19 protein-coding genes and 1 pseudogene are annotated in these 17,780 nt (G+C 71.4%); 15 read left to right on the top strand and 5 right to left on the bottom strand.

Annotated elements, in window-relative coordinates; all coding sequences use genetic code 11:
- Nucleotides 1-45 precede the first annotated feature (45 nt).
- From ABZ904_RS04575 to ABZ904_RS04565, 3 genes are all read left to right on the top strand, one after another.
- Nucleotides 46-687, top strand: a complete 642-nt coding sequence (locus tag ABZ904_RS04575; protein WP_359399328.1) for a TetR family transcriptional regulator — start codon at nucleotides 46-48, stop codon at nucleotides 685-687.
- Between the two features lie 231 nt (nucleotides 688-918).
- Complete coding sequence (locus ABZ904_RS04570) at nucleotides 919-2,136, top strand: alpha/beta hydrolase (RefSeq protein WP_359399326.1); 1,218 nt, start codon at nucleotides 919-921, stop codon at nucleotides 2,134-2,136.
- Nucleotides 2,137-2,202: 66 nt separating this feature from the next.
- On the top strand, nucleotides 2,203-3,054 hold the full coding sequence (locus ABZ904_RS04565; RefSeq protein ID WP_359399324.1) for a DUF4429 domain-containing protein: 852 nt from the start codon (nucleotides 2,203-2,205) through the stop codon (nucleotides 3,052-3,054).
- A 37-nt stretch (nucleotides 3,055-3,091) separates the two neighbouring features.
- Here the strand turns inward: ABZ904_RS04565 and ABZ904_RS04560 are convergent, their stop codons facing one another.
- Both ABZ904_RS04560 and ABZ904_RS04555 read right to left on the bottom strand, forming a co-directional pair.
- Nucleotides 3,092-4,108: an aldo/keto reductase gene (locus ABZ904_RS04560; RefSeq protein ID WP_360996739.1), complete on the bottom strand. Its 1,017-nt coding sequence runs from the start codon at nucleotides 4,106-4,108 to the stop codon at nucleotides 3,092-3,094.
- On the bottom strand, nucleotides 4,105-4,581 hold the full coding sequence (locus ABZ904_RS04555) for a MerR family transcriptional regulator (protein WP_359399320.1): 477 nt from the start codon (nucleotides 4,579-4,581) through the stop codon (nucleotides 4,105-4,107). Before ABZ904_RS04555 ends, ABZ904_RS04560 begins: the two co-directional genes overlap by 4 nt.
- Nucleotides 4,582-4,676: 95 nt before the next feature.
- Between ABZ904_RS04555 and ABZ904_RS04550 the strand changes: the two genes are divergently transcribed.
- Nucleotides 4,677-5,147 (top strand): GNAT family N-acetyltransferase, encoded by a 471-nt coding sequence (locus ABZ904_RS04550; protein ID WP_360996735.1) that lies wholly within the window; start codon nucleotides 4,677-4,679, stop codon nucleotides 5,145-5,147.
- A gap of 19 nt (nucleotides 5,148-5,166) precedes the next feature.
- The gene (locus ABZ904_RS04545; protein WP_359399316.1) at nucleotides 5,167-5,991 is read left to right on the top strand and encodes a serine hydrolase domain-containing protein; all 825 of its coding nucleotides are present in this window, start codon (nucleotides 5,167-5,169) and stop codon (nucleotides 5,989-5,991) included.
- Here the strand turns inward: ABZ904_RS04545 and ABZ904_RS04540 are convergent.
- Nucleotides 5,988-6,638: a pirin family protein gene (locus ABZ904_RS04540; RefSeq protein ID WP_359399382.1), complete on the bottom strand. Its 651-nt coding sequence runs from the start codon at nucleotides 6,636-6,638 to the stop codon at nucleotides 5,988-5,990. The genes ABZ904_RS04545 and ABZ904_RS04540 overlap by 4 nt on opposite strands.
- Before the next feature lie 86 nt (nucleotides 6,639-6,724).
- Between ABZ904_RS04540 and ABZ904_RS04535 the strand changes: the two genes are divergently transcribed.
- The 5 genes from ABZ904_RS04535 (at nucleotide 6,725) to fabF (ending at nucleotide 11,758) form a co-directional block, all read left to right on the top strand.
- Nucleotides 6,725-7,930, top strand: a complete 1,206-nt coding sequence (locus ABZ904_RS04535) for a helix-turn-helix domain-containing protein (protein ID WP_359399314.1) — start codon at nucleotides 6,725-6,727, stop codon at nucleotides 7,928-7,930.
- A gap of 89 nt (nucleotides 7,931-8,019) precedes the next feature.
- Entirely contained in the window at nucleotides 8,020-8,934 is a 915-nt protein-coding gene (locus ABZ904_RS04530) for an ACP S-malonyltransferase (RefSeq protein WP_360996730.1), read from the top strand.
- Nucleotides 8,935-8,951: 17 nt separating this feature from the next.
- Complete coding sequence (locus ABZ904_RS04525; protein WP_359399310.1) at nucleotides 8,952-10,013, top strand: ketoacyl-ACP synthase III; 1,062 nt, start codon at nucleotides 8,952-8,954, stop codon at nucleotides 10,011-10,013.
- Nucleotides 10,014-10,116: 103 nt separating this feature from the next.
- Nucleotides 10,117-10,365 (top strand): acyl carrier protein, encoded by a 249-nt coding sequence (locus ABZ904_RS04520; protein ID WP_043440034.1) that lies wholly within the window; start codon nucleotides 10,117-10,119, stop codon nucleotides 10,363-10,365.
- Between the two features lie 121 nt (nucleotides 10,366-10,486).
- Nucleotides 10,487-11,758 carry a beta-ketoacyl-ACP synthase II gene (gene fabF, locus ABZ904_RS04515; protein ID WP_360996726.1) on the top strand — a complete coding sequence of 424 codons (1,272 nt, stop codon included), beginning with the start codon at nucleotides 10,487-10,489 and terminating at the stop codon, nucleotides 11,756-11,758.
- A gap of 95 nt (nucleotides 11,759-11,853) precedes the next feature.
- Here fabF and ABZ904_RS04510 read toward each other — a convergent pair whose 3' ends face one another.
- Nucleotides 11,854-12,348, bottom strand: a complete 495-nt coding sequence (locus ABZ904_RS04510) for a DUF3145 domain-containing protein (RefSeq protein ID WP_359399306.1) — start codon at nucleotides 12,346-12,348, stop codon at nucleotides 11,854-11,856.
- A gap of 239 nt (nucleotides 12,349-12,587) precedes the next feature.
- On the opposite strand from ABZ904_RS04510, the gene ABZ904_RS04505 reads away from it, so the two are divergent.
- The 5 genes and pseudogenes from ABZ904_RS04505 to ABZ904_RS04485 all read left to right on the top strand — a co-directional run bounded on the left by ABZ904_RS04505 (nucleotide 12,588) and on the right by ABZ904_RS04485 (nucleotide 16,966).
- Nucleotides 12,588-13,490, top strand: coding sequence for an SGNH/GDSL hydrolase family protein (locus ABZ904_RS04505; RefSeq protein WP_360996722.1), 903 nt, complete (start codon nucleotides 12,588-12,590; stop codon nucleotides 13,488-13,490).
- 10 nt (nucleotides 13,491-13,500) lie between these two features.
- Nucleotides 13,501-14,475 carry an aldose epimerase family protein gene (locus ABZ904_RS04500; RefSeq protein WP_361821089.1) on the top strand — a complete coding sequence of 325 codons (975 nt, stop codon included), beginning with the start codon at nucleotides 13,501-13,503 and terminating at the stop codon, nucleotides 14,473-14,475.
- Between the two features lie 286 nt (nucleotides 14,476-14,761).
- Nucleotides 14,762-15,254 (top strand): annotated as a pseudogene (locus tag ABZ904_RS04495) (helix-turn-helix domain-containing protein); the annotation flags it as partial.
- Nucleotides 15,255-15,392: 138 nt separating this feature from the next.
- Nucleotides 15,393-15,617 (top strand): LysR substrate-binding domain-containing protein, encoded by a 225-nt coding sequence (locus tag ABZ904_RS04490; protein ID WP_359399300.1) that lies wholly within the window; start codon nucleotides 15,393-15,395, stop codon nucleotides 15,615-15,617.
- A 92-nt stretch (nucleotides 15,618-15,709) separates the two neighbouring features.
- Nucleotides 15,710-16,966 carry a pyroglutamyl peptidase gene (locus ABZ904_RS04485; RefSeq protein ID WP_361821087.1) on the top strand — a complete coding sequence of 419 codons (1,257 nt, stop codon included), beginning with the start codon at nucleotides 15,710-15,712 and terminating at the stop codon, nucleotides 16,964-16,966.
- Here ABZ904_RS04485 and ABZ904_RS04480 read toward each other — a convergent pair.
- Nucleotides 16,953-17,744 (bottom strand): EI24 domain-containing protein, encoded by a 792-nt coding sequence (locus ABZ904_RS04480; protein ID WP_360996710.1) that lies wholly within the window; start codon nucleotides 17,742-17,744, stop codon nucleotides 16,953-16,955. The genes ABZ904_RS04485 and ABZ904_RS04480 overlap by 14 nt on opposite strands.
- Nucleotides 17,745-17,780: the final 36 nt, after the last annotated feature.

Below are 17,780 nucleotides of genomic sequence, written 5' to 3'. Positions count from 1 at the left end.
ACTCCCGGATAGGCTGAACGGGCCAGATGAACAGAAAGAGGACACATGGAGACCGCGCCGCGGCCGGGGCTGCGTGAACGCAAGAAGCAGCGCACCCGGGACGCGCTGCTGCGCGCCGCCCTGGAACTCTTCCTCGCTCAGGGGTACGAACGGACGACGGTCGACGAGATCGCCGAGGCCGTGGACGTGTCGCAGCGCACCTTCTTCCGGTACTTCGCCGGCAAGGAGGAGGCCGTCTTCTTCGCCCATTCCGTCGCCGCCGCCCACTTCGTCGACCTGGTGCGCGCCCGGCCGCGCGAGGAGGCGCCGCTGGAGGCGCTGCGGCAGGCGGTCCTCCAGGGCTGGGACGGCATCGGCGAGGCCATCGAACAGATCATCCCGGTCCAACTCCACCTGCGCACCTACCGCTTGATCGAGTCGACGCCGGCCCTGTTCGCCACCCACCTGCGCCGTTCGGCGGAGCTGGAGGAGGAGATCGCCCGCGTGATCGCCGAGCGCGAGGGGCTCGACGTGGACACGGATCCACGGCCGCGCGTGGCGGTGGCTGTGTTCGGCGGGGTGATACGCGTGACGGAACGGCTGTGGAGCGCACGGGAGGACCTCAGCGTGGCCGCGATCCACGAGTTGACGGCCTCGTATCTCGATGCCGTGCGCCCGGTGTTGGCCGAGCAGTGGCGCACGGAGTGACCAGGCGTCCTTCCCGCGGGCGTCAAGCCAATTACCGGCGCGCGGGGGCCCGGAGGCACGCGGCGAGGTGAGATCCGGCCACCCGGAGTGCCAAGTGACGTGCGCCTCATCGACTTACCGTGACGATCGAACGTAAATCACACCCGTTTTGCCGCAATTGGCGTACGAGAAACGTGAGACGCATCACTCGGTTAACGCGAAACACTCCCGTTCTCCTAGTGTGTCCTTCCAGTGACTTCCTTCGACACCTCCCCGCAACTCAACGTCTGGCGTGCACTGCTTGCGCTGGGCGTGGTCTTCGTGATGCTCGCGACGACCGGCTGGACCGCCGTGCGCAGCCATCGCGGCGCCACGCCCCTCCAGGCGTCGCGTTCGGCGTGGGAGCACGGCAGGATCGCCGGACGCGAGCTGCCGGACCCCGGCGCGTCCCCGGCCCGGATCGCCGATTTCTTCGCCTCGCTCAGCGCCTACCAGCGCTCCCGGCTCGCCCACCGCTACCCGCTCGCGGTCGGCAACATGAACGGGGCGCCCGTGCAGCTGCGCTATGCGGCCAACCGGATCGCTCTCGGCAAGCAGCGCAAGGTCGAGCGCGCCCGGATGCACGACGACCGGCTGTCGTCCGTCGGGCAGCGGGAGGCGGGCCGCCTCATGCACCGCTTCGACGCCCTGATGAGCCAGGGCCGGCAGATCCTCGCCTTCGACCCGGAGGGCTCGGGCCGTATCGCCGAGGTCCTCGGCGATCTCGACACCGCCCAGCGGATCTCGGTCGTCGTCCCGGGCGTCGACACCGATCTGCTCACCTTCCAGCGCACCTACCGCGCGTACTCGGCCCCGGTCGGCATGGCCACGTCACTGTACGCAGCGGAGCGCGCGGCGAGCCCCCGGACCCGTACCGCCGTGATCGCCTGGGCGGACTACACCGCGCCCAGCGGCCTCGGCATGGAGGCGGCGACCGCGATGCGCGCCGAAGAGGGCGCCGTCAGGCTGAACGCCCTCGTCCGCGCCCTGCCCGGCCGCTCGCCGGTCCAGCTGTACTGCCACAGCTACGGCTCGGTGGTGTGCGGGGTGGCGGCGCACGCACTGCCGTCCCGGGTGTCCGACATGGCGGTGGCCGGCAGCCCCGGCATGCGCAGCCAGTCGGCCGCCGGGCTGCACACGACCGCCCGGGTGTGGGCCATGCGGGACGCCGACGACTGGATCCAGGACGTGCCCTACCTGGAGGTCGGCGGCCTCGGTCACGGCGCCGACCCGGTCTCCCGGGCCTTCGGGGCGAGGGTGCTGTCCGCGCAGGGAGCCAAGGGCCACGCCGGCTACTTCGCACCCGGCACCGAGAGCCTGCGGAACTTCGCCGCGATCGGTGTTGGCGCATACCGCACGGTGGACTGCGTCCGCCATGATGACGTCTGCCGGCCGGGTTTGTCCGGGTCGGCGTCGTCCGGACGCGCGTAGAAAGACAGGAATTGCGGTCTGCCGGGGGAGGCGACGGAGGAGCAAGTGCCGCATACGATAAGCCGCATGGGTGACGTACTGGCCGGATTTCATGCCGCCTGGGAGTTCGACTCCGACTCCGTGCTCATCCGCTTCGAACGGGGGATCCGGACGCCGAAGCTGTTCCAGGCGCTCGGCGAACGGCGTATTCCCCTGGAGGCGATCGCGGGGGTGACACTGACCGAGGGCAAGCGCGGGACCGTGGTCCTGCACGCGGTGCCCAGGCCCGGCGCCGACCCGCTGATGGAGGCGGCGGACGGGCAGCTCAAGGAGGCGTCCGACCCCTACCGGCTGGTCCTGCCGGCCGAGCGGGAGGCGCTCGCCGAGTACTACGCGGACGAACTGCGCTCGCTGCTGACCACCGACGGCGCTCCAGCCGAGCGGTTCCTGGTCGATCCGCCCGGGACGCCGCAGCAGTTCAAGGCGTACGACGGAAAGGCGTCCTTCGACGGCAGGGCGGTGTCCTTCCGCTGGTTCTGGACGGGCGCGTCCTCCGCCAAGTGGAAGGCCGGCGACCAGAGCTTCCCGGTCGGCGACCTCAGCGGGGTCGAGTGGCGTTCCCCCGAGGTCCTCGAAGGCCATCTGCGGCTGCTGCGGCGGGAGCCGGCGGTTTCGCAGCCGGCTCAGCCGGACCAGGATCCGGCCTCCGTGGTGTTCGGGCTGGGCTACGGCCCGGTGCATGAGTCGTTGCCCTTCGCCGCGGCGGTGCTGGCCGCCGTAGGGGCCGCCGGGCCGGCCCCGGTCGCGGTGCCCGCCGCCAGGCGGGACCCGGCGGACATCGCCGAGCGCATCCGCCACCTGGGGGAGCTGCACAAGGCGGGCCTGGTCACGGACGAGGAGTTCAGCACCAAGAAGGCGGAGTTGCTGGCGGAGCTCTAGCCTCCGGGCGGAGCTCCGCCGTCCGCCGGGTGCGGCGCTACTCCCTGCCCGCCGATGCGAACGTCATGTCCGGGTAGCGGTCGCCCGCGACCTTGGCGGCGATCGGTTCCAGCAGGGCCAGTTCGCCGGCACTCAGGGTGATGTGCGTCGCCGCCACGTTCTCCTGGACGCGCGTGCGCTTGGTCGTGCCCGGGATCGGGACGACCGGCAGTCCGTGCACCGCGGCCTGCTGCTGGGCCCAGGCCAGCGCGATCTGCGCCGGAGAAGCGCCATGGGCCTCGGCGACGGCCCTGATCGGCTCCAGGAGCGCCACGTTGGCGGCCGCGTTCTCACCGGTGAAGCGGGGCATCGTCCGGCGGAAGTCCTGGTCCGTCAGGTCGGTCTCGGCGTTGGAGAAGGAGCCCGTGAGGAAGCCGCGGCCGAGCGGTGAGTACGGCACCAGGGCCACGCCCAGTTCCTTGGCCGCCGGAACGACGTTCGCCTCGATGTCCCGGCTGAACAGCGACCACTCCGACTGCACCGCGGCGATCGGGTGGACGGCCCGGGCGGCGCGCAGTTCGCCGGCGGTGACCTCGCTGAGTCCCAGGTGTCTGACCTTGCCCTCGCGCACCAGCTCCGCCATGGTGCCGACCGTCTCCTCGATCGGCACGTTCACGTCCCGGCGATGCATGTAGTAGAGGTCGATCACATCGACGTCCAGGCGCCTGAGGCTGGCCTCGACGCACTCACGGATGTAGGGCGGGTCGTTGCGGATGACACGCTTGTACGGTTCGTTCGGCGACGAGGAGATCGCGAACTTCGTCGCGATGACCACCTCGTCCCGGTGCGCCTTGAAGAACGGTGACAGGAACTTCTCGTTCTCCCCCGCGCCGTAGGCGTCGGCCGTGTCGTAGAGCGTGACGCCCAGCTCCAGCGCCCGCTCCAGCGCGGCGCGCGACTCCCCGGCGTCCGAGGGGCCGTACGCCCAGCTCATGCCCATGCAGCCCAGGCCCTGCACGCCGACCTCGGGACCGTCGTCGCCGAGCCGCACCCTGGCGATCCTGCTGTCCGTCATCGGGGCCTCTCCGACGCCAGGGCCTGCCCGGCGTCCGCGTAGAAGTCGATCTTGCGGTTGAGCACCGCGAGCGTGTCCTGGAGTTCCGCGATCCGGGAGAGCACGTCCCGGCGGGTCGCCTCCAGGAGTTCGTACCGCTCGGCGTAGGTGTGATCTCCGGCACGCACCAGCTCGGCGTAGCGCACCATGTCGGCGACGGGCATACCGGTGAGCCGGAGCTTGCCGACCAGGTCGAGCCAGGCGAGGTCGGCGTTGCAGTAGCGGCGCTGACCGGTGTGCGAGCGGTCCACGTGCGGCATGAGCCCGATCCGCTCGTACCAGCGCAGGGTGTGCGCGGTCAGGCCGGTGAAGGCGACGACCTCGCTGATCGTGTAGCTGTCCTGCCCGTCGGGCCGGGGGTGGCCCAGTGGCGGGACGGAGCAGACGTCGGTCCCGTTGTCGGCCGCCTCGGCCAAGGTCTCGATCACCGTCATGCACCCCACGCTAAAACCTTCGAGTGGACTCCAAGCAAGCGGAGTGGGGTGAAAATGGCGAGACCCCGGCAGACGGCCTGACTAGCGTGCGCCTCATGAGTGTTGTACGCCGGGCCGTGCCCGAGGACGCCGCCGAGCTGCTGCGGCTGCGTCAGGTGATGCTGGATTCCGTCCACTCCGCAGGTTCCGCCACCCAGTGGCAGGTGGAGTCCCTGCCGACCGTGCGCCGTCGTCTCGCCGATCCCGGGACAGGATTCGCGGCGTTCGTCATCGACCATCCCGAGCGGCCGGGGGCGCTCGCGGCACTGGTGGCCGGGACGGTCGAGTACCGCATCGGCCGCGAGGGCAATCCGCACGGCCGGGTGGGGCACGTCTTCAGCGTCGCCACCGATCCCGACGCCCGCCGCCGCGGATACGCCCGCGCGTGCATGGAGAGACTGCTGGACTGGTTCCGCGAGCAGGACGTCCGGCACGTCGACCTGAACGCGTCCGCCGAGGCCGAGCCGCTCTACGCCTCGCTGGGCTTCGTACGCAAGCCGGACCCCTCGATGCGGCTGCAGCTGTGAGCCGCATAGGCTCGGAAGCATGTCCTTGCAGAGCCTGGCGCTGATCGAGAACTGGCCCGTCGCCACCGCCGCCGCGGCGGTGGTCCGTGCGGACGGCACCGTGCTCGGCACGCGCGGCCCGGTCGACCACCGCTTCCCGCTGGCCTCGGTCACCAAGCCGCTCGCCGCGTACGCGGTGCTCGTCGCGTACGAGGAGGGGGCGGTCGAGCTGGACGAGCCCGCGGGACCGCCCGGCTCCACGGTCCGCCATCTGCTCGCGCACACCTCCGGGCTGGCGTTCGACGAACACCGGGTGATGTCGGCACCCGGGGAGCGGCGGCTGTACTCGAACGCCGGGTTCGAGGTGCTGGGCGACCATGTGGCCAAGGCGACGGACATCCGGTTCTTCGAGTACGCACGCCAGGCGGTGCTGGAGCCGCTGGGCATGACCTCGACGAGCCTGGACGGCTCCCCGGCCAAGGACGGCGTCTCGACCCTCGCCGACCTGGTGCGGTTCGCGGCGGAGGTGCAGGCGCCGCGGCTGCTGGATCCGCGGACGGTGGCCGAGGCGATGACGGTGCAGTTCCCCGGCACGAAGGGCGTGCTGCCGGGGTACGGGCACCAGAACCCCAACGACTGGGGACTCGGCTTCGAGATCCGCGACTCCAAGTCGCCGCATTGGACGGGGAATTCGTCCTCACCGAGGACGTTCGGCCACTTCGGGCAGTCGGGCACGTTCCTGTGGATCGACCCGGACGCGCAGGTGGCGTGCGTGGCGCTGACGGACCGCGCGTTCGGGCCGTGGGCGACCGAGGCGTGGACGCCGTTCACGGACGCGGTGCTGGCGGAGCTCGGCGGGCGCTAGCCCATCTCCCACATCAGCAGCTCCGTCTCCGTCACGCCCACCGCCTCCAGGTCCTTCGCGTCCGTGATCCGCGCCGCGTCCCCCGGGCCCAACTCATGCCCGCCCAGGTGCGCTTCGCCGCGGACCACATGCACGTACGCACACGCGGCGTCCGGCACCGCCGTCCGCTCCCCCGCCCCCAGGCGGCGCACATGGAGCATCGCGCGGGCCTCCGGGACCGCGTACGGCGTGGAGTCGGCGATGCCGTGGACCACCTCGTACACGGGATCGCCGCCCGGTTCCAGCGGAGCCAGCCACATCTGGACGAAGACCAGCGGCACGTCGCCGTCGTTGCGCTCCACATGGCGCACGCCACCGGCCGCGCTCAGGCGCTGGACGTCGCCGGGCCGGATCACCGAGGTGCGGCCTGTCGTGTCACGGTGACTCAGCTCACCCTCCACCACCCATGTGACGATCTCCGTGTGGCTGTGCGGGTGCTCGTCGAAGCCCGCGCCGGGTGCGAGCCGCTCCTCGTTGCAGGCGATGACCGCGCCGAAGCGCAGGTTGTCGGGGTCGTAGTGCGGACCGAAGCTGAAGGCGTGCAGGGACTCGATCCCCGCGGCCGGATCCCCCCCGCGGTAGCGCTCGCCGGCGCGCCGTACGTCCATCACGGGATCCACGGTAGTCCCGCGCGGCGCCCGCCCTCCGGGACCCCCAGCACACGGCCCCGGCCCGATAAGGCAGTCTTGTCCCCGTGCCCCATCCCGAAGCCAGCCACACCGAACACGCGGTGCGCTCCGTCCATCCGCACGCCGCGACACTGAAGCGGCTGGAGAAGTCCTCCGGAAGTCTCGCCGCGCAGGCCATCGCCCGCATGGACGAGACCCTCCCGTGGTACCGCGCGATGCCCCCGGAGAACCGCTCCTGGATCGGTCTGGTGGCCCAGGCGGGCATCGCCGCCTTCACCGAGTGGTTCCGGCACCCGGACGCCCCCCAGGCCATCTCCACCGATGTCTTCGGGACCGCGCCGCGCGAGCTGACCCGCGCCATCACGCTGCGCCAGACCGTGGAGATGGTGCGCACGACCATCGAGGTGATGGAGTCCGCCATCGACGAGGTGGCCGCTCCCGGTGACGAGTCCGTGCTGCGCGAGGCACTCCTGGTGTACGCCCGTGAGATCGCCTTCGCCACCGCCCAGGTCTACGCGCAGGCCGCCGAGGCACGCGGTGCCTGGGACGCCCGGCTCGAGTCGCTCGTCGTCAACGCCGTGCTCAGCGGGGAGGCCGACGAGGGGGCGGTCAGCCGGGCCGCCGCGCTCGGCTGGAACTCGCCCGAACATGTGTGTGTGGTGCTGGGTACGGCTCCCGACGGTGACAGCGAGTTGACGGTCGAGGCGATCCGGCGGGCCGCCCGGCATGCCAAGCTCCAGGTCCTCACCGGGGTGCTCGGGGACCGGCTCGTGGTGATCGCCGGGGGCCGCGACAACCCGCTCGCCGTCGCCAAGTCGCTGATCGGTCCGTTCGCCGCCGGAGCCGTGGTGGCCGGTCCCGTCGTGCCCGATCTGCTCGCCGCGACCCGCTCCGCGCAGGCCGCGGCCGCAGGCCTCAAGGGGTGTTCTGCCTGGCAGGACGCACCGCGGCCGGTACTGGCCGACGATCTGCTCCCGGAGCGCGCGATCGCCGGAGATCCGAGCGCGCGCGAACAACTGGTGGAGGAGATCTACAGACCGCTGGAAGAGGCGGGCTCGGCTCTCCTGGAAACCCTGAGCGTCTACCTGGAACAGGCGTCAAGTCTCGAAGGCGCCGCAAGGATGCTCTTCGTTCATCCGAACACCGTGCGCTACCGGCTCCGACGTGTGACTGACGTCACCGGCTGGTCGCCGTCTGATGTACGCTCCGCGTTCACGTTGCGGATCGCACTCATCCTGGGGCGGCTGACCGAGGGGGAACCCCAGAACTAGTCTTTTGTCGGAGGCCCACAAAACCCCCTGCGGTTCTTCGTCCCTGTCCTCACGGGCGGCTTTGGCCGTCCCCAAGAGAGAGTGTGAGAGTGCTCGTACTCGTCGCTCCCGGCCAGGGCGCCCAGACGCCCGGCTTCCTGACTCCCTGGCTCGAACTCCCCGGCGCCGCCGACCGTGTCGCCGCCTGGTCGGACGCCATCGGGCTCGACCTCGCCCACTACGGCACGGAGGCCGACGCCGACGCCATCAGGGACACCGCCGTGGCCCAGCCGCTGCTGGTCGCCGCCGGTCTGCTGTCCGCCGCGGCACTCGGTGACATCGTTCCCGGGGCGGTCGCCGGCCACAGTGTCGGTGAGATCACCGCCGCCGTCTTCGCGGGCGTCCTCGAGGACGCGGCCGCCCTGACGCTCGTCCGCCGGCGCGGGCTGGCCATGGCCGACGCCGCCGCCATCACGCCCACGGGCATGTCGGCGCTGCTCGGCGGCGAGCCGACGACGACGATCCCGCATCTGGAGAGGCTCGGTCTGACCCCGGCCAACGTGAACGGCGCCGGGCAGATCGTCGCCGCCGGCACCCTGGAGCAGCTCGCCGCCCTCGAGGCCGACAAGCCCGAGGGAGTGCGCCGTGTCGTCCCGCTGAAGGTCGCGGGCGCTTTCCACACCCACCACATGGCCCCCGCGGTCGACGCCCTGGCGCACGCCGCCGAGGCGCTGGCGCCCGCGGAGCCGAAGGTCACCTACGTCTCGAACAAGGACGGGCAGGCCGTCGAGACCGGCCCCGAGGTGCTCCAGCGCCTGGTCGGCCAGGTCGCCAACCCGGTCCGCTGGGACCTGTGCATGGAGACCTTCGAGAAGCTGGGCACGACCGCGCTGATCGAGGTGTGCCCCGGCGGCACCCTGACCGGCCTTGCCAAGCGAGCGCTGCCCGGCGTCACGACGCTGGCCCTGAAGACCCCCGACGACCTCGACGCTGCTCGCGAGCTCATCGCCGAGCACAGCGCCTGATCAGGAGACCCGTGAGCATGTCGAAGATCAAGGCACCGAAGGGCGCTCCCTACGCGCGCATCCTCGGCGTCGGCGGCTACCGCCCCGTCCGGGTGGTCCCCAACGAGGTGATCCTGGAGAAGATCGACTCCTCCGACGAGTGGATCCGCTCGCGTTCCGGCATCGAGACCCGGCACTGGGCGAACGACGAGGAGACCGTCGCCGCGATGTCCATCGAGGCGTCCGGCAAGGCGATCGCCGACGCCGGGATCGACGCCGAGCAGATCGGTGCGGTCGTCGTCTCCACCGTCTCGCACTTCAGCCAGACCCCGGCCATCGCCACCGAGATCGCCGACAAGCTCGGTACGAACAAGGCCGCCGCGTTCGACATCTCGGCCGGCTGCGCGGGCTTCGGCTACGGCCTCACGCTCGCCAAGGGCATGATCGTCGAGGGGTCCGCGCAGTACGTCCTCGTCATCGGCGTGGAGCGCCTCTCGGACCTGACCGACCTGGAGGACCGGGCCACCGCCTTCCTGTTCGGCGACGGTGCGGGCGCGGTCGTCGTGGGCCCCGCCGAAGAGCCGCACATCGGCCCGACGGTGTGGGGTTCGGAGGGCGACAAGTCCGAGACGATCAAGCAGACGGTGCCCTGGAACGAGTTCCACGCCCGGATCGGCTCGATCGGCGGGACCTCCACGGCCGATGTCTCCGGGCTCCCGGTGGACAGCGAGGGCAACGTCAAGTTCCCCGCGATCACCCAGGAGGGCCAGGCGGTGTTCCGCTGGGCCGTGTTCGAGATGGCGAAGGTCGCCCAGCAGGCGCTGGACGCGGCCGGGATCACCGCGGACGACCTGGACGTCTTCATCCCGCATCAGGCGAACGTGCGGATCATCGACTCGATGGTGAAGACTCTCAAACTGCCGGAGCACGTCATGGTCGCCCGCGACGTGCGCACCACCGGCAACACCTCGGCCGCCTCGATCCCGCTCGCGATGGAGCGGCTCCTGGCGACCGGCGAGGCGAAGAGCGGCGACACCGCGCTCGTCATCGGCTTCGGGGCGGGTCTCGTGTACGCCGCGACGGTCGTTACCCTCCCCTAGGCACTCCGTGCCGGATCAAGCGGTCCGACACGGGAACTGCAAGCACCTGCCGCTGACGCGGTGGGCGCCACACCCTCTGGATACATACGAAGGAGCGCCTGACATGGCCGCCACTCAGGAAGAGATCGTCGCCGGTCTCGCCGAGATCGTGAACGAGATCGCCGGGATCCCCACCGAGGACGTCCAGCTGGACAAGTCCTTCACCGACGACCTGGATGTCGACTCGCTGTCCATGGTCGAGGTCGTCGTCGCCGCCGAGGAGCGCTTCGACGTGAAGATCCCCGACGACGACGTCAAGAACCTCAAGACCGTCGGTGACGCCGCCGAGTACATCCTCAAGCACCAGGCCTGATCAACCGATCAACCTGGGCAGACTGCCCAACGCCGGGCCGGTGGCCCGGCCTTCGGGCCGTCGCCTCGCCACCCGGCGGTGGCGCCGCTGAATCCTCGCATCCGTTGGAGAAAGAATTCCCGTGAGCTCGACCAATCGCACCGTGGTCGTCACCGGTATCGGCGCAACCACACCGCTGGGTGGCGACGCGGCCTCTACCTGGGAGGGCCTCGTCGCCGGCAAGTCCGGTGTCGGCCCCCTCGAGCAGGAGTGGGCCGCCGAGCAGGCGGTCCGCATCGCCGCGCAGATCGCCGTGGAGCCGTCCGAGGTCATCCCGCGGCCCCAGGCCCGACGCCTTGACCGCTCCGCGCAGTTCGCGCTGATCGCGGCCAAGGAGGCCTGGGCGGACGCCGGTTTCACCGACAAGGCGGGTGAGGACTCGAGCATCGACCCCGACCGTCTCGGTGCCGTCATCGCCTCCGGCATCGGCGGTGTCACCACGCTGCTCGACCAGTACGACGTACTGAGGGAGAAGGGCGTCCGCCGGGTCTCCCCGCACACCGTGCCGATGCTGATGCCGAACGGCCCGTCCGCGAACGTGGGTCTGGCCGTGGGCGCCCGTGCCGGTGTGCACACCCCGGTCTCCGCGTGCGCGTCGGGCGCCGAGGCCATCGGCTACGCCATCGAGATGATCCGCACCGGCCGCGCCGACGTCGTCGTCGCCGGCGGTACGGAGGCCGCGATCCACCCGTTGCCGATCGCCGCGTTCGGCAACATGATGGCGATGTCCAAGAACAACGACGACCCGCAGGGCGCCTCGCGTCCCTACGACACCGACCGGGACGGCTTCGTCCTCGGCGAGGGTGCGGGCGTCCTGGTCCTGGAGTCCGCCGACCACGCCGCCAAGCGCGGTGCCCGTGTCTACGCGGAGGCGGTCGGCCAGGGCATCTCCGCCGACAGCCACGACATCGTGCAGCCCGAGCCCGAGGGCCGCGGCATCTCGCACGCCCTGCAGAACCTGCTCGACAACACCGACCTGAACCCGGCCGAGGTCATGCACGTCAACGCGCACGCCACCTCGACGCCGGCCGGTGACGTGGCCGAGCTGAAGGCGCTGCGCAAGGTCTTCGGCGACGACGCGGACCACATCGCGGTGTCCGCGACCAAGTCGATGACCGGTCATCTGCTCGGTGGCGCGGGCGGAGTGGAGTCGGTGGCGACCGTCCTCGCGCTGTACCACCGCGTCGCCCCGCCGACAATCAACATCGAGAACATCGACCCCGAGGCGGAGGCCAACGCCGACGTCGTCCGCGGCGAGGCCCGCAAGCTGCCGGTGGAGGGCCGGATCGCCGCGCTGAACGACTCGTTCGGCTTCGGCGGCCACAACGTCGTCCTGGCGTTCCGCACGGTCTGACGCGCGCCGTCCCCGTCACGCATGAAGGGCCCCCGCCGCTCGGCGGGGGCCTTTCGGCTGTCGTCGCGTGCCGTTCAGCCGTCGTCAGGTGCTCTTCAGACGACCTGGTGCAGCCACCGCACCGGGGCGCCTTCACCCGCGTAGCGGAACGGCTCCAGCTCGTCGTCCCAGGGCTTGCCGAGCAGTCTGGCGAGTTCGGCCTCGAGGTCCGTCTCGCCGCGCTGGGAGCGCACCAGGGCGGCGCGCAGCCGGTCCTCGGGGATCAGGATGTCGCCGTGGATGCCGGTGACGGCGTGGAAGATACCGAGGTCGGGGGTGCAGCTGTAGCGCTCGCCCTCGGCGGTCGGGCACGGTTCCGCGGTCACCTCGAAGCGCAGCAACTGCCAGCCGCGCAGGGCGGAGGCAAGCTTGGAGGCGGTGCCGGGCTCGCCCTGCCAGGAGAACTCGGATCTCCAGGTGCCGGGAGCCGCGGGCTGCCGGATCCAGTCGAGGTTGACGCGCGTGCCCAGCACGCCCGCGACCGCCCACTCGACGTGCGGGCACAGTGCGCGTGGCGCGGAGTGTACGTACAGGACTCCACGTGTCGTCACCTGAACCTCCGGGCAGACCGCGACATCTTGTAACTTTACGGAACGTGCGTGGCAGAGCGGCCACGGGGCGAGGCTACCGTGCTGCGGCGCAAGGAGTGTGACGTACCGTCGGTCCGGACGGCCGTTAACGCCGAGGTTTCACCCAAGGGGACGCGCGACTGACCGAGCGTGTCCGAAGCGCTGCCGAACGAGGGCGTCCATCGACCGCCGGGCCATGGACAACGAACGAGGGGACCAGAATGCGGAAGCGAAGCCACCGCCCACGGACCGTGGTGGCGGTCACGGCGGCGGCTCTTCTCGGGCTCGCCGGCTGCGACGCCTCAGGGGGCGACGGCACCGCTTCGCAGACGACCACCGAGCAGTCGCGGCCGTCCCCGAGGCCGGCGCCGCTCTGGAACCGCTCCCCGGGCTCGATCGCCGCCGTCGGCGACTCCATCACCCGCGGCTTCGACGCGTGCAACGTGCTGTCCGACTGCCCCGAGGTCTCGTGGGCGACGGGCAGCGACGCCGGCGTCGGCAGCCTCGCGGTACGGCTGCTCGGGGCGGCCGGGGCCGCCCTCAAGAGCTGGAACTACGCCGTGACCGGGGCCCGGATGTCCGATCTGGCCGGGCAGATGGTGCAGGCCGCGCGGCGGAAACCGGAGCTGGTGACCGTGATGGTCGGCGCCAACGACGCCTGCCGGCCCTCCCCCTCCGCGATGACCTCGGTCGCCGGCTTCCGCGCCCAGTTCGAGGAGGCGATGGCGGCACTGCGTGATGAGCAGCCCAAGGCGCAGGTCTACGTCTCCAGCGTGCCGAACCTGAAGCGGCTGTGGTCGCAGGGCCGCACCAGCCCGATCGGCAAGGAGGTGTGGAAGCTGGGGATCTGCCCGTCGATGCTGGGCAACGCGGACGCGCTGGACGAGGCGGCGACGAAGCGGCGCGACAAGGTGCAGGCCCGCGTGGAGGCGTACAACAAGGTCCTGAGAGAGGTGTGCGCGCGGGACCGGAGGTGCCGCTTCGACGGCAACGCGGTCTTCGACTACCGCTTCGGCACCGACCAGCTCAGCCAATGGGACTGGTTCCACCCGAGCAGGAACGGTCAGGCACGGCTCGCGGAGATCGCCTACCGCACCGTCACGGCGAAGGACCCCGTGACCTAGTGTTTCCCACATGAGCGAACTTTTCGGCACACTTCCCGACGGCACCCCGGTACGCCGCTGGACGCTCGAGCGGGACGGGGTGCGCGTGCGGGTCCTGTCGTACGGCGGGATCGTGCAGTCGGTGGAGATCCCCGACCGGGACGGGCGCCGGGCGGACGTGGTGCTGGGCTTCCCCGGGCTGAACGGCTATCTGGAGCATCCGGAGCCGTATCTCGGTGCGCTGGTGGGCCGGTACGCCAACCGCATCGGGGGTGCCCGCTTCCCGCTGGGCGGCCGGAGCTACGCACTCGGGCCGAACGACGGGCCGAACTCGCTGCACGGCGGTGCACGCGGATTCGACAAGCGCTTGTGGGACGTGGAGCCGGTCGAGCACGGCGTACGGCTGTCCCGGGTGAGCCCGCGCGGCGAGGAGGGCTTCCCCGGCCGGCTGGAGGTCTCGGCGACCTGCACCCTCGATGCGCGGGGCGCGCTGCGGATCGCCTACGAGGCGGTCACGGACGCGACGACCGTCGTCAACCTCACCAACCACTCCTACTGGAACCTGTCCGGTTCGGGGCATGCGGGCGGGCACGAACTGCGCATCGTCGCATCCCGGATCACCCCGGTGGACGGGGACCTGATCCCGGCAGGCGAACCGGCGGACGTGACGGGCACCCGCTTCGACTTCCGCACGGCGCGCAAGACCGGCGTGGGCTACGACCACAACTTCGTGCTCGACAAGGGCGTGACCGCGACCCCGGAAGAGGTCGCCGAACTGCACGATCCGGCATCCGGGCGGGTGCTCACCGTGGCCACGACCGAGCCCGGGCTCCAGCTCTACACCGCGGACCACCTCGGCGCCCCGTTCGCCCCCGGCGACGGGATCGCGCTGGAGACGCAGCACTTCCCGGACTCCCCGAACCGGCCGGACTTCCCGAGCACCGTCCTGCGACCGGGTGAGGTGTACCGCTCGGAGACGGTGTACGCCTTCGGGGTACGGGCCTAGCCGCTCGTGCCGCGCGGCACCGGCCCCGCAACGCCCCGAGCCCCGGTCCAGGGGTCAGGTCCCGGACCGGGGCTGCTCGCGGGGAGGCCTGCCCCGGATCAGACGTTAATCCCCGTCGTGAGCCGGTGGTCCGCGATCGAGGGCCGGGCCTGGATCTCGTACGAACCCTTCACAAACGACCAGGCGTTCGAGTTCACACCCCGGACCTCGCACCCGCATGGCGTACCGGTCGCCGCCTGTGGAGCGACAGATCTCGTGGTCCTGCCGCGACATGCGGGCGATACGCATGTCGTACCGTGACGCCGTGCCGCCAGGTCCAGGAGGGAGGAACGGCGCGCGGAGAGCGTGCGTGCGGCCTTGGAAGTGATCGCCGAGCGCGGCTACCGCGGAGCGAGCATGGCGGCGGTCGCCGAGCGGGTGGGCCTGACCCAGCAGGGGCTGCTGCACTATTTCCCGACGAAAAACGCGCTGCTGGTCACGGTGCTCAAGGAGCGGGACCAGTGGGACGCGGTACCCGACGGCCGGTGGCGTGTGGACCTGCTCGCCGCGCTCATCGAGTACAACGCGATGCGGCCCGGAATCGTGCAGACGTTCGCGGCGCTGCTCGGAGAAAGCGTCACGGAGGGGCACCCGGCGCGCGGGTACTTCACCGAGCGGTACCGCGGCGTGCGCACGAGCATGGCGGCGATGCTGCGCGCCGAGTACGGGAGCGGCTGCCGAGCGGCCTGACTCCCGAGCGCGCCGCCCCGTTGCTGGTGGCCGTGATGGACGGAACCCGCTCGCCGACGGCGGCCCGGTGCGACTGCTCCAACTCGCCGATGACGACTCGATATCCGGCACCCCCGCCCCGAGGGCTCCCTCCTCGACGCGGCCCTGCGCCACGGCTTCCGGCCGCGTATCGCGCACGTCGTGGCCGAGTGGGCAGCCAAGCTCGGTACGTCGCGGCCGGTCTCGGCGTGGCCCTGGTCCCGGCCCTGGCGGCGGACTCGGTGCGCCCGGACGTCGTACTGCTCCCGGTCCTGGACGAGGCGGCGCCGGCGCGCGCGGTGTACGCGGCGACGGCCCGGGGGCGGTCCCTGACTCCCGCCGCGGAGGCGTTCGTGAAAGCGCTCCGCGAGGCGGCGGCGCGGCTGCCCGTCTGAGTCCCGCACCGTGGCACCCGCCACGGCCGCCACGCGATACTGCGCCCGTCCGGCACCACGCACCCCACTGCGACGGAAGGACCTGAACTCCCTTGACTTCCCTACGTGTGCGGAGCGGCGTCCTGGGACTGGCCCTGCTCGCTGGGCTCACGGCCCCGCAGACGGCGACCGCCGAACCCGCCGCCACGACCGCCGAGGAGCAGCGGCTCGACCGGGCCGTCCCGCAGGAGATCCTGAAGCGCTCCGGATTCGACTCCATGGCCCCGGAGTTGGCGCGGGCGCTGGCGAAGACCCACTCCTACGCACAGGCCGAGCGGGTCGTCGCCCGGCAGGGGTCTTCGCTGTGGCGGCGGGCCGTCGACCGGGCACAGGGCCGGGGCGCGACCGGCGGCGACCTCAGCAGGGACGACGACCGGCCGCTGTACTGGGCGCGGTTGGGGATGACCCGGGAAGTGCGGACCTGGGAGCCGCGGTTCGGTCTCACCGGCACCCAGCGGGCACGGCTCCTGTCCGAGCTGGAGGTGACCTCGCGCGGCCAGGACACCGTGCGCTACCCGCCCGGCAAGGGTGTGCAGCGGATCCTGCTGACCGGGTTCGACCCGTTCACGCTGGACCGGGACATCCGGATCTCCAACCCCTCCGGGGCCACCGCGCTCGCCCTGGACGGCACCACGATCGAGACGGCCCACGGCCCGGCGCGCATCGAGACCGTGGTGTTCCCGGTGCGCTGGCAGGACTTCACCGACGGTGAGGTCGAGCGGACGCTGCGGCCGTACCTGCCGAAGGCCGACCTGTTCACCACCGTGAGCCAGGGCCGGATCGGCCGCTTCGACGTCGAGCGCACCAACGGGGCCTGGCGGGGCGGCTTCCCCGACAACGACACCATCGGCCGGACGGGGACCGTCCCGGTCGCGGACCCCGCCACGCAGCCGCAGTGGACGTCGACCACCCTCCCGTACCGGGCGATCGTCGCCGCGGACACCGGGCGCTTCCCCGTGTACGACCACACCGAGGTGACCGAGATCCCGGCGGGCGGCACGGCTCCCGTCGTACGGCCGGACGGACCGACGGCCGGCTCGGTGGCCCGGGCCGGGGGCGGCGGCGACTACCTCTCGAACGAGATCGCCTACCCGGCGACGCTGCTGCGGGACCGGCTCGGGCTGCACGACACGCTGCCGGGCGGGCATGTCCACACCCCGGTCCTGCAGTTCGGGACGGGCAACACGGACCCGGCGACCGGCACGGTCACCGACCCCGAGTTCGTACGCAACCGGCTCGACATCATCGCCCAGGTGAGGTCCATCGTGACGGTGGCCGCGGACACCGCGTTCGGCGTCAGGCGCGGCTGACCTGCTCGCCCTTGGGGTCTTCCGCCCCGGCCGACTCCTCGCCCAGCAGGTCGCGGGCCAGCAGCGTGGCGCCCGCGACCGCGCCCGGCATCAGGAAGACCGCGACGAAGGGGACGAGGAAGGCCAGGCCGAGGGGCGTGCCGAAGCCCCAGACGAGCAGCTTGCGCGAGCGCAGCAGGGTGAGGCGCTCGCGGAGTTCCACGCCGCGGCGCTGGAGGGCGACGGCGGTGAGTTCCTCGGTGAGGAAGAAGCCGGTGACGAAGAAGCCGGCCACGGGGACGACGGTCTGCCCGACGAGCGGGAGGAAGCCGAGGGCGAACAGGAGGACGCCCCAGAGCGCCGCGCGGACGAGGATGCGGAGGCTGTCGCGCGTCGAGATCCACAGTTCGCGGTGGAGGGGCAGGCCCGACTGCGGGGCGGTGCCGTCCGGGGAGACATCGCGGTCGACCCGCTCCGAGAGGCTCTCGTAGAAGGGCTGCCCGACGAGAAGGGTGACCGCCGTGAAGGTGAGGACGGCGAGGAGGAGGGCGAGGGCGAACAGGACGGCCGTGAGGAAGCCGCGGAAGAGGCCGAGCCAGGGGCTCGGCCAGGTGTCGGCGAACGGTGTGGCCCAGGTGACGGCGTCGTCGCCCCACAGGGCCAGGGCGACGAGTATCGCCGTGTACAGCACCAGGGTTATCAGCCCCGGCAGGAGGCCGAAGCCGTACTGCCTGCCGTGCCGGGCCACCCATCGTTGGCCCTTCAGGAGATGACCGAATCCCGCCCCGAGATCATGCATGGGGGAGACTTTACCCACGCGGCCGGGCACCGAGGA

The organism is Streptomyces sp. NPDC046900, assembly GCF_040644975.1.
Taxonomy (GTDB): domain Bacteria; phylum Actinomycetota; class Actinomycetes; order Streptomycetales; family Streptomycetaceae; genus Streptomyces.
This window is presented reverse-complemented; position numbering and strand designations above follow the sequence as displayed.

Coding starts and splice junctions, on each gene's coding strand:
- ABZ904_RS04575 (WP_359399328.1), top strand. CDS start 46: ATGGAGACCGCGCCGCGGCCGGGGCTGCGTGAACGCAAGAAGCAGCGC.
- ABZ904_RS04565 (WP_359399324.1), top strand. CDS start 2,203: ATGGGTGACGTACTGGCCGGATTTCATGCCGCCTGGGAGTTCGACTCC.
- ABZ904_RS04560 (WP_360996739.1), bottom strand. CDS start 4,108: ATGACGGACAGCAGGATCGCCAGGGTGCGGCTCGGCGACGACGGTCCC.
- ABZ904_RS04555 (WP_359399320.1), bottom strand. CDS start 4,581: ATGACGGTGATCGAGACCTTGGCCGAGGCGGCCGACAACGGGACCGAC.
- ABZ904_RS04550 (WP_360996735.1), top strand. CDS start 4,677: ATGAGTGTTGTACGCCGGGCCGTGCCCGAGGACGCCGCCGAGCTGCTG.
- ABZ904_RS04545 (WP_359399316.1), top strand. CDS start 5,167: ATGTCCTTGCAGAGCCTGGCGCTGATCGAGAACTGGCCCGTCGCCACC.
- ABZ904_RS04540 (WP_359399382.1), bottom strand. CDS start 6,638: ATGGACGTACGGCGCGCCGGCGAGCGCTACCGCGGGGGGGATCCGGCC.
- ABZ904_RS04525 (WP_359399310.1), top strand. CDS start 8,952: ATGTCGAAGATCAAGGCACCGAAGGGCGCTCCCTACGCGCGCATCCTC.
- ABZ904_RS04520 (WP_043440034.1), top strand. CDS start 10,117: ATGGCCGCCACTCAGGAAGAGATCGTCGCCGGTCTCGCCGAGATCGTG.
- ABZ904_RS04505 (WP_360996722.1), top strand. CDS start 12,588: ATGCGGAAGCGAAGCCACCGCCCACGGACCGTGGTGGCGGTCACGGCG.
- ABZ904_RS04500 (WP_361821089.1), top strand. CDS start 13,501: ATGAGCGAACTTTTCGGCACACTTCCCGACGGCACCCCGGTACGCCGC.
- ABZ904_RS04480 (WP_360996710.1), bottom strand. CDS start 17,744: ATGCATGATCTCGGGGCGGGATTCGGTCATCTCCTGAAGGGCCAACGA.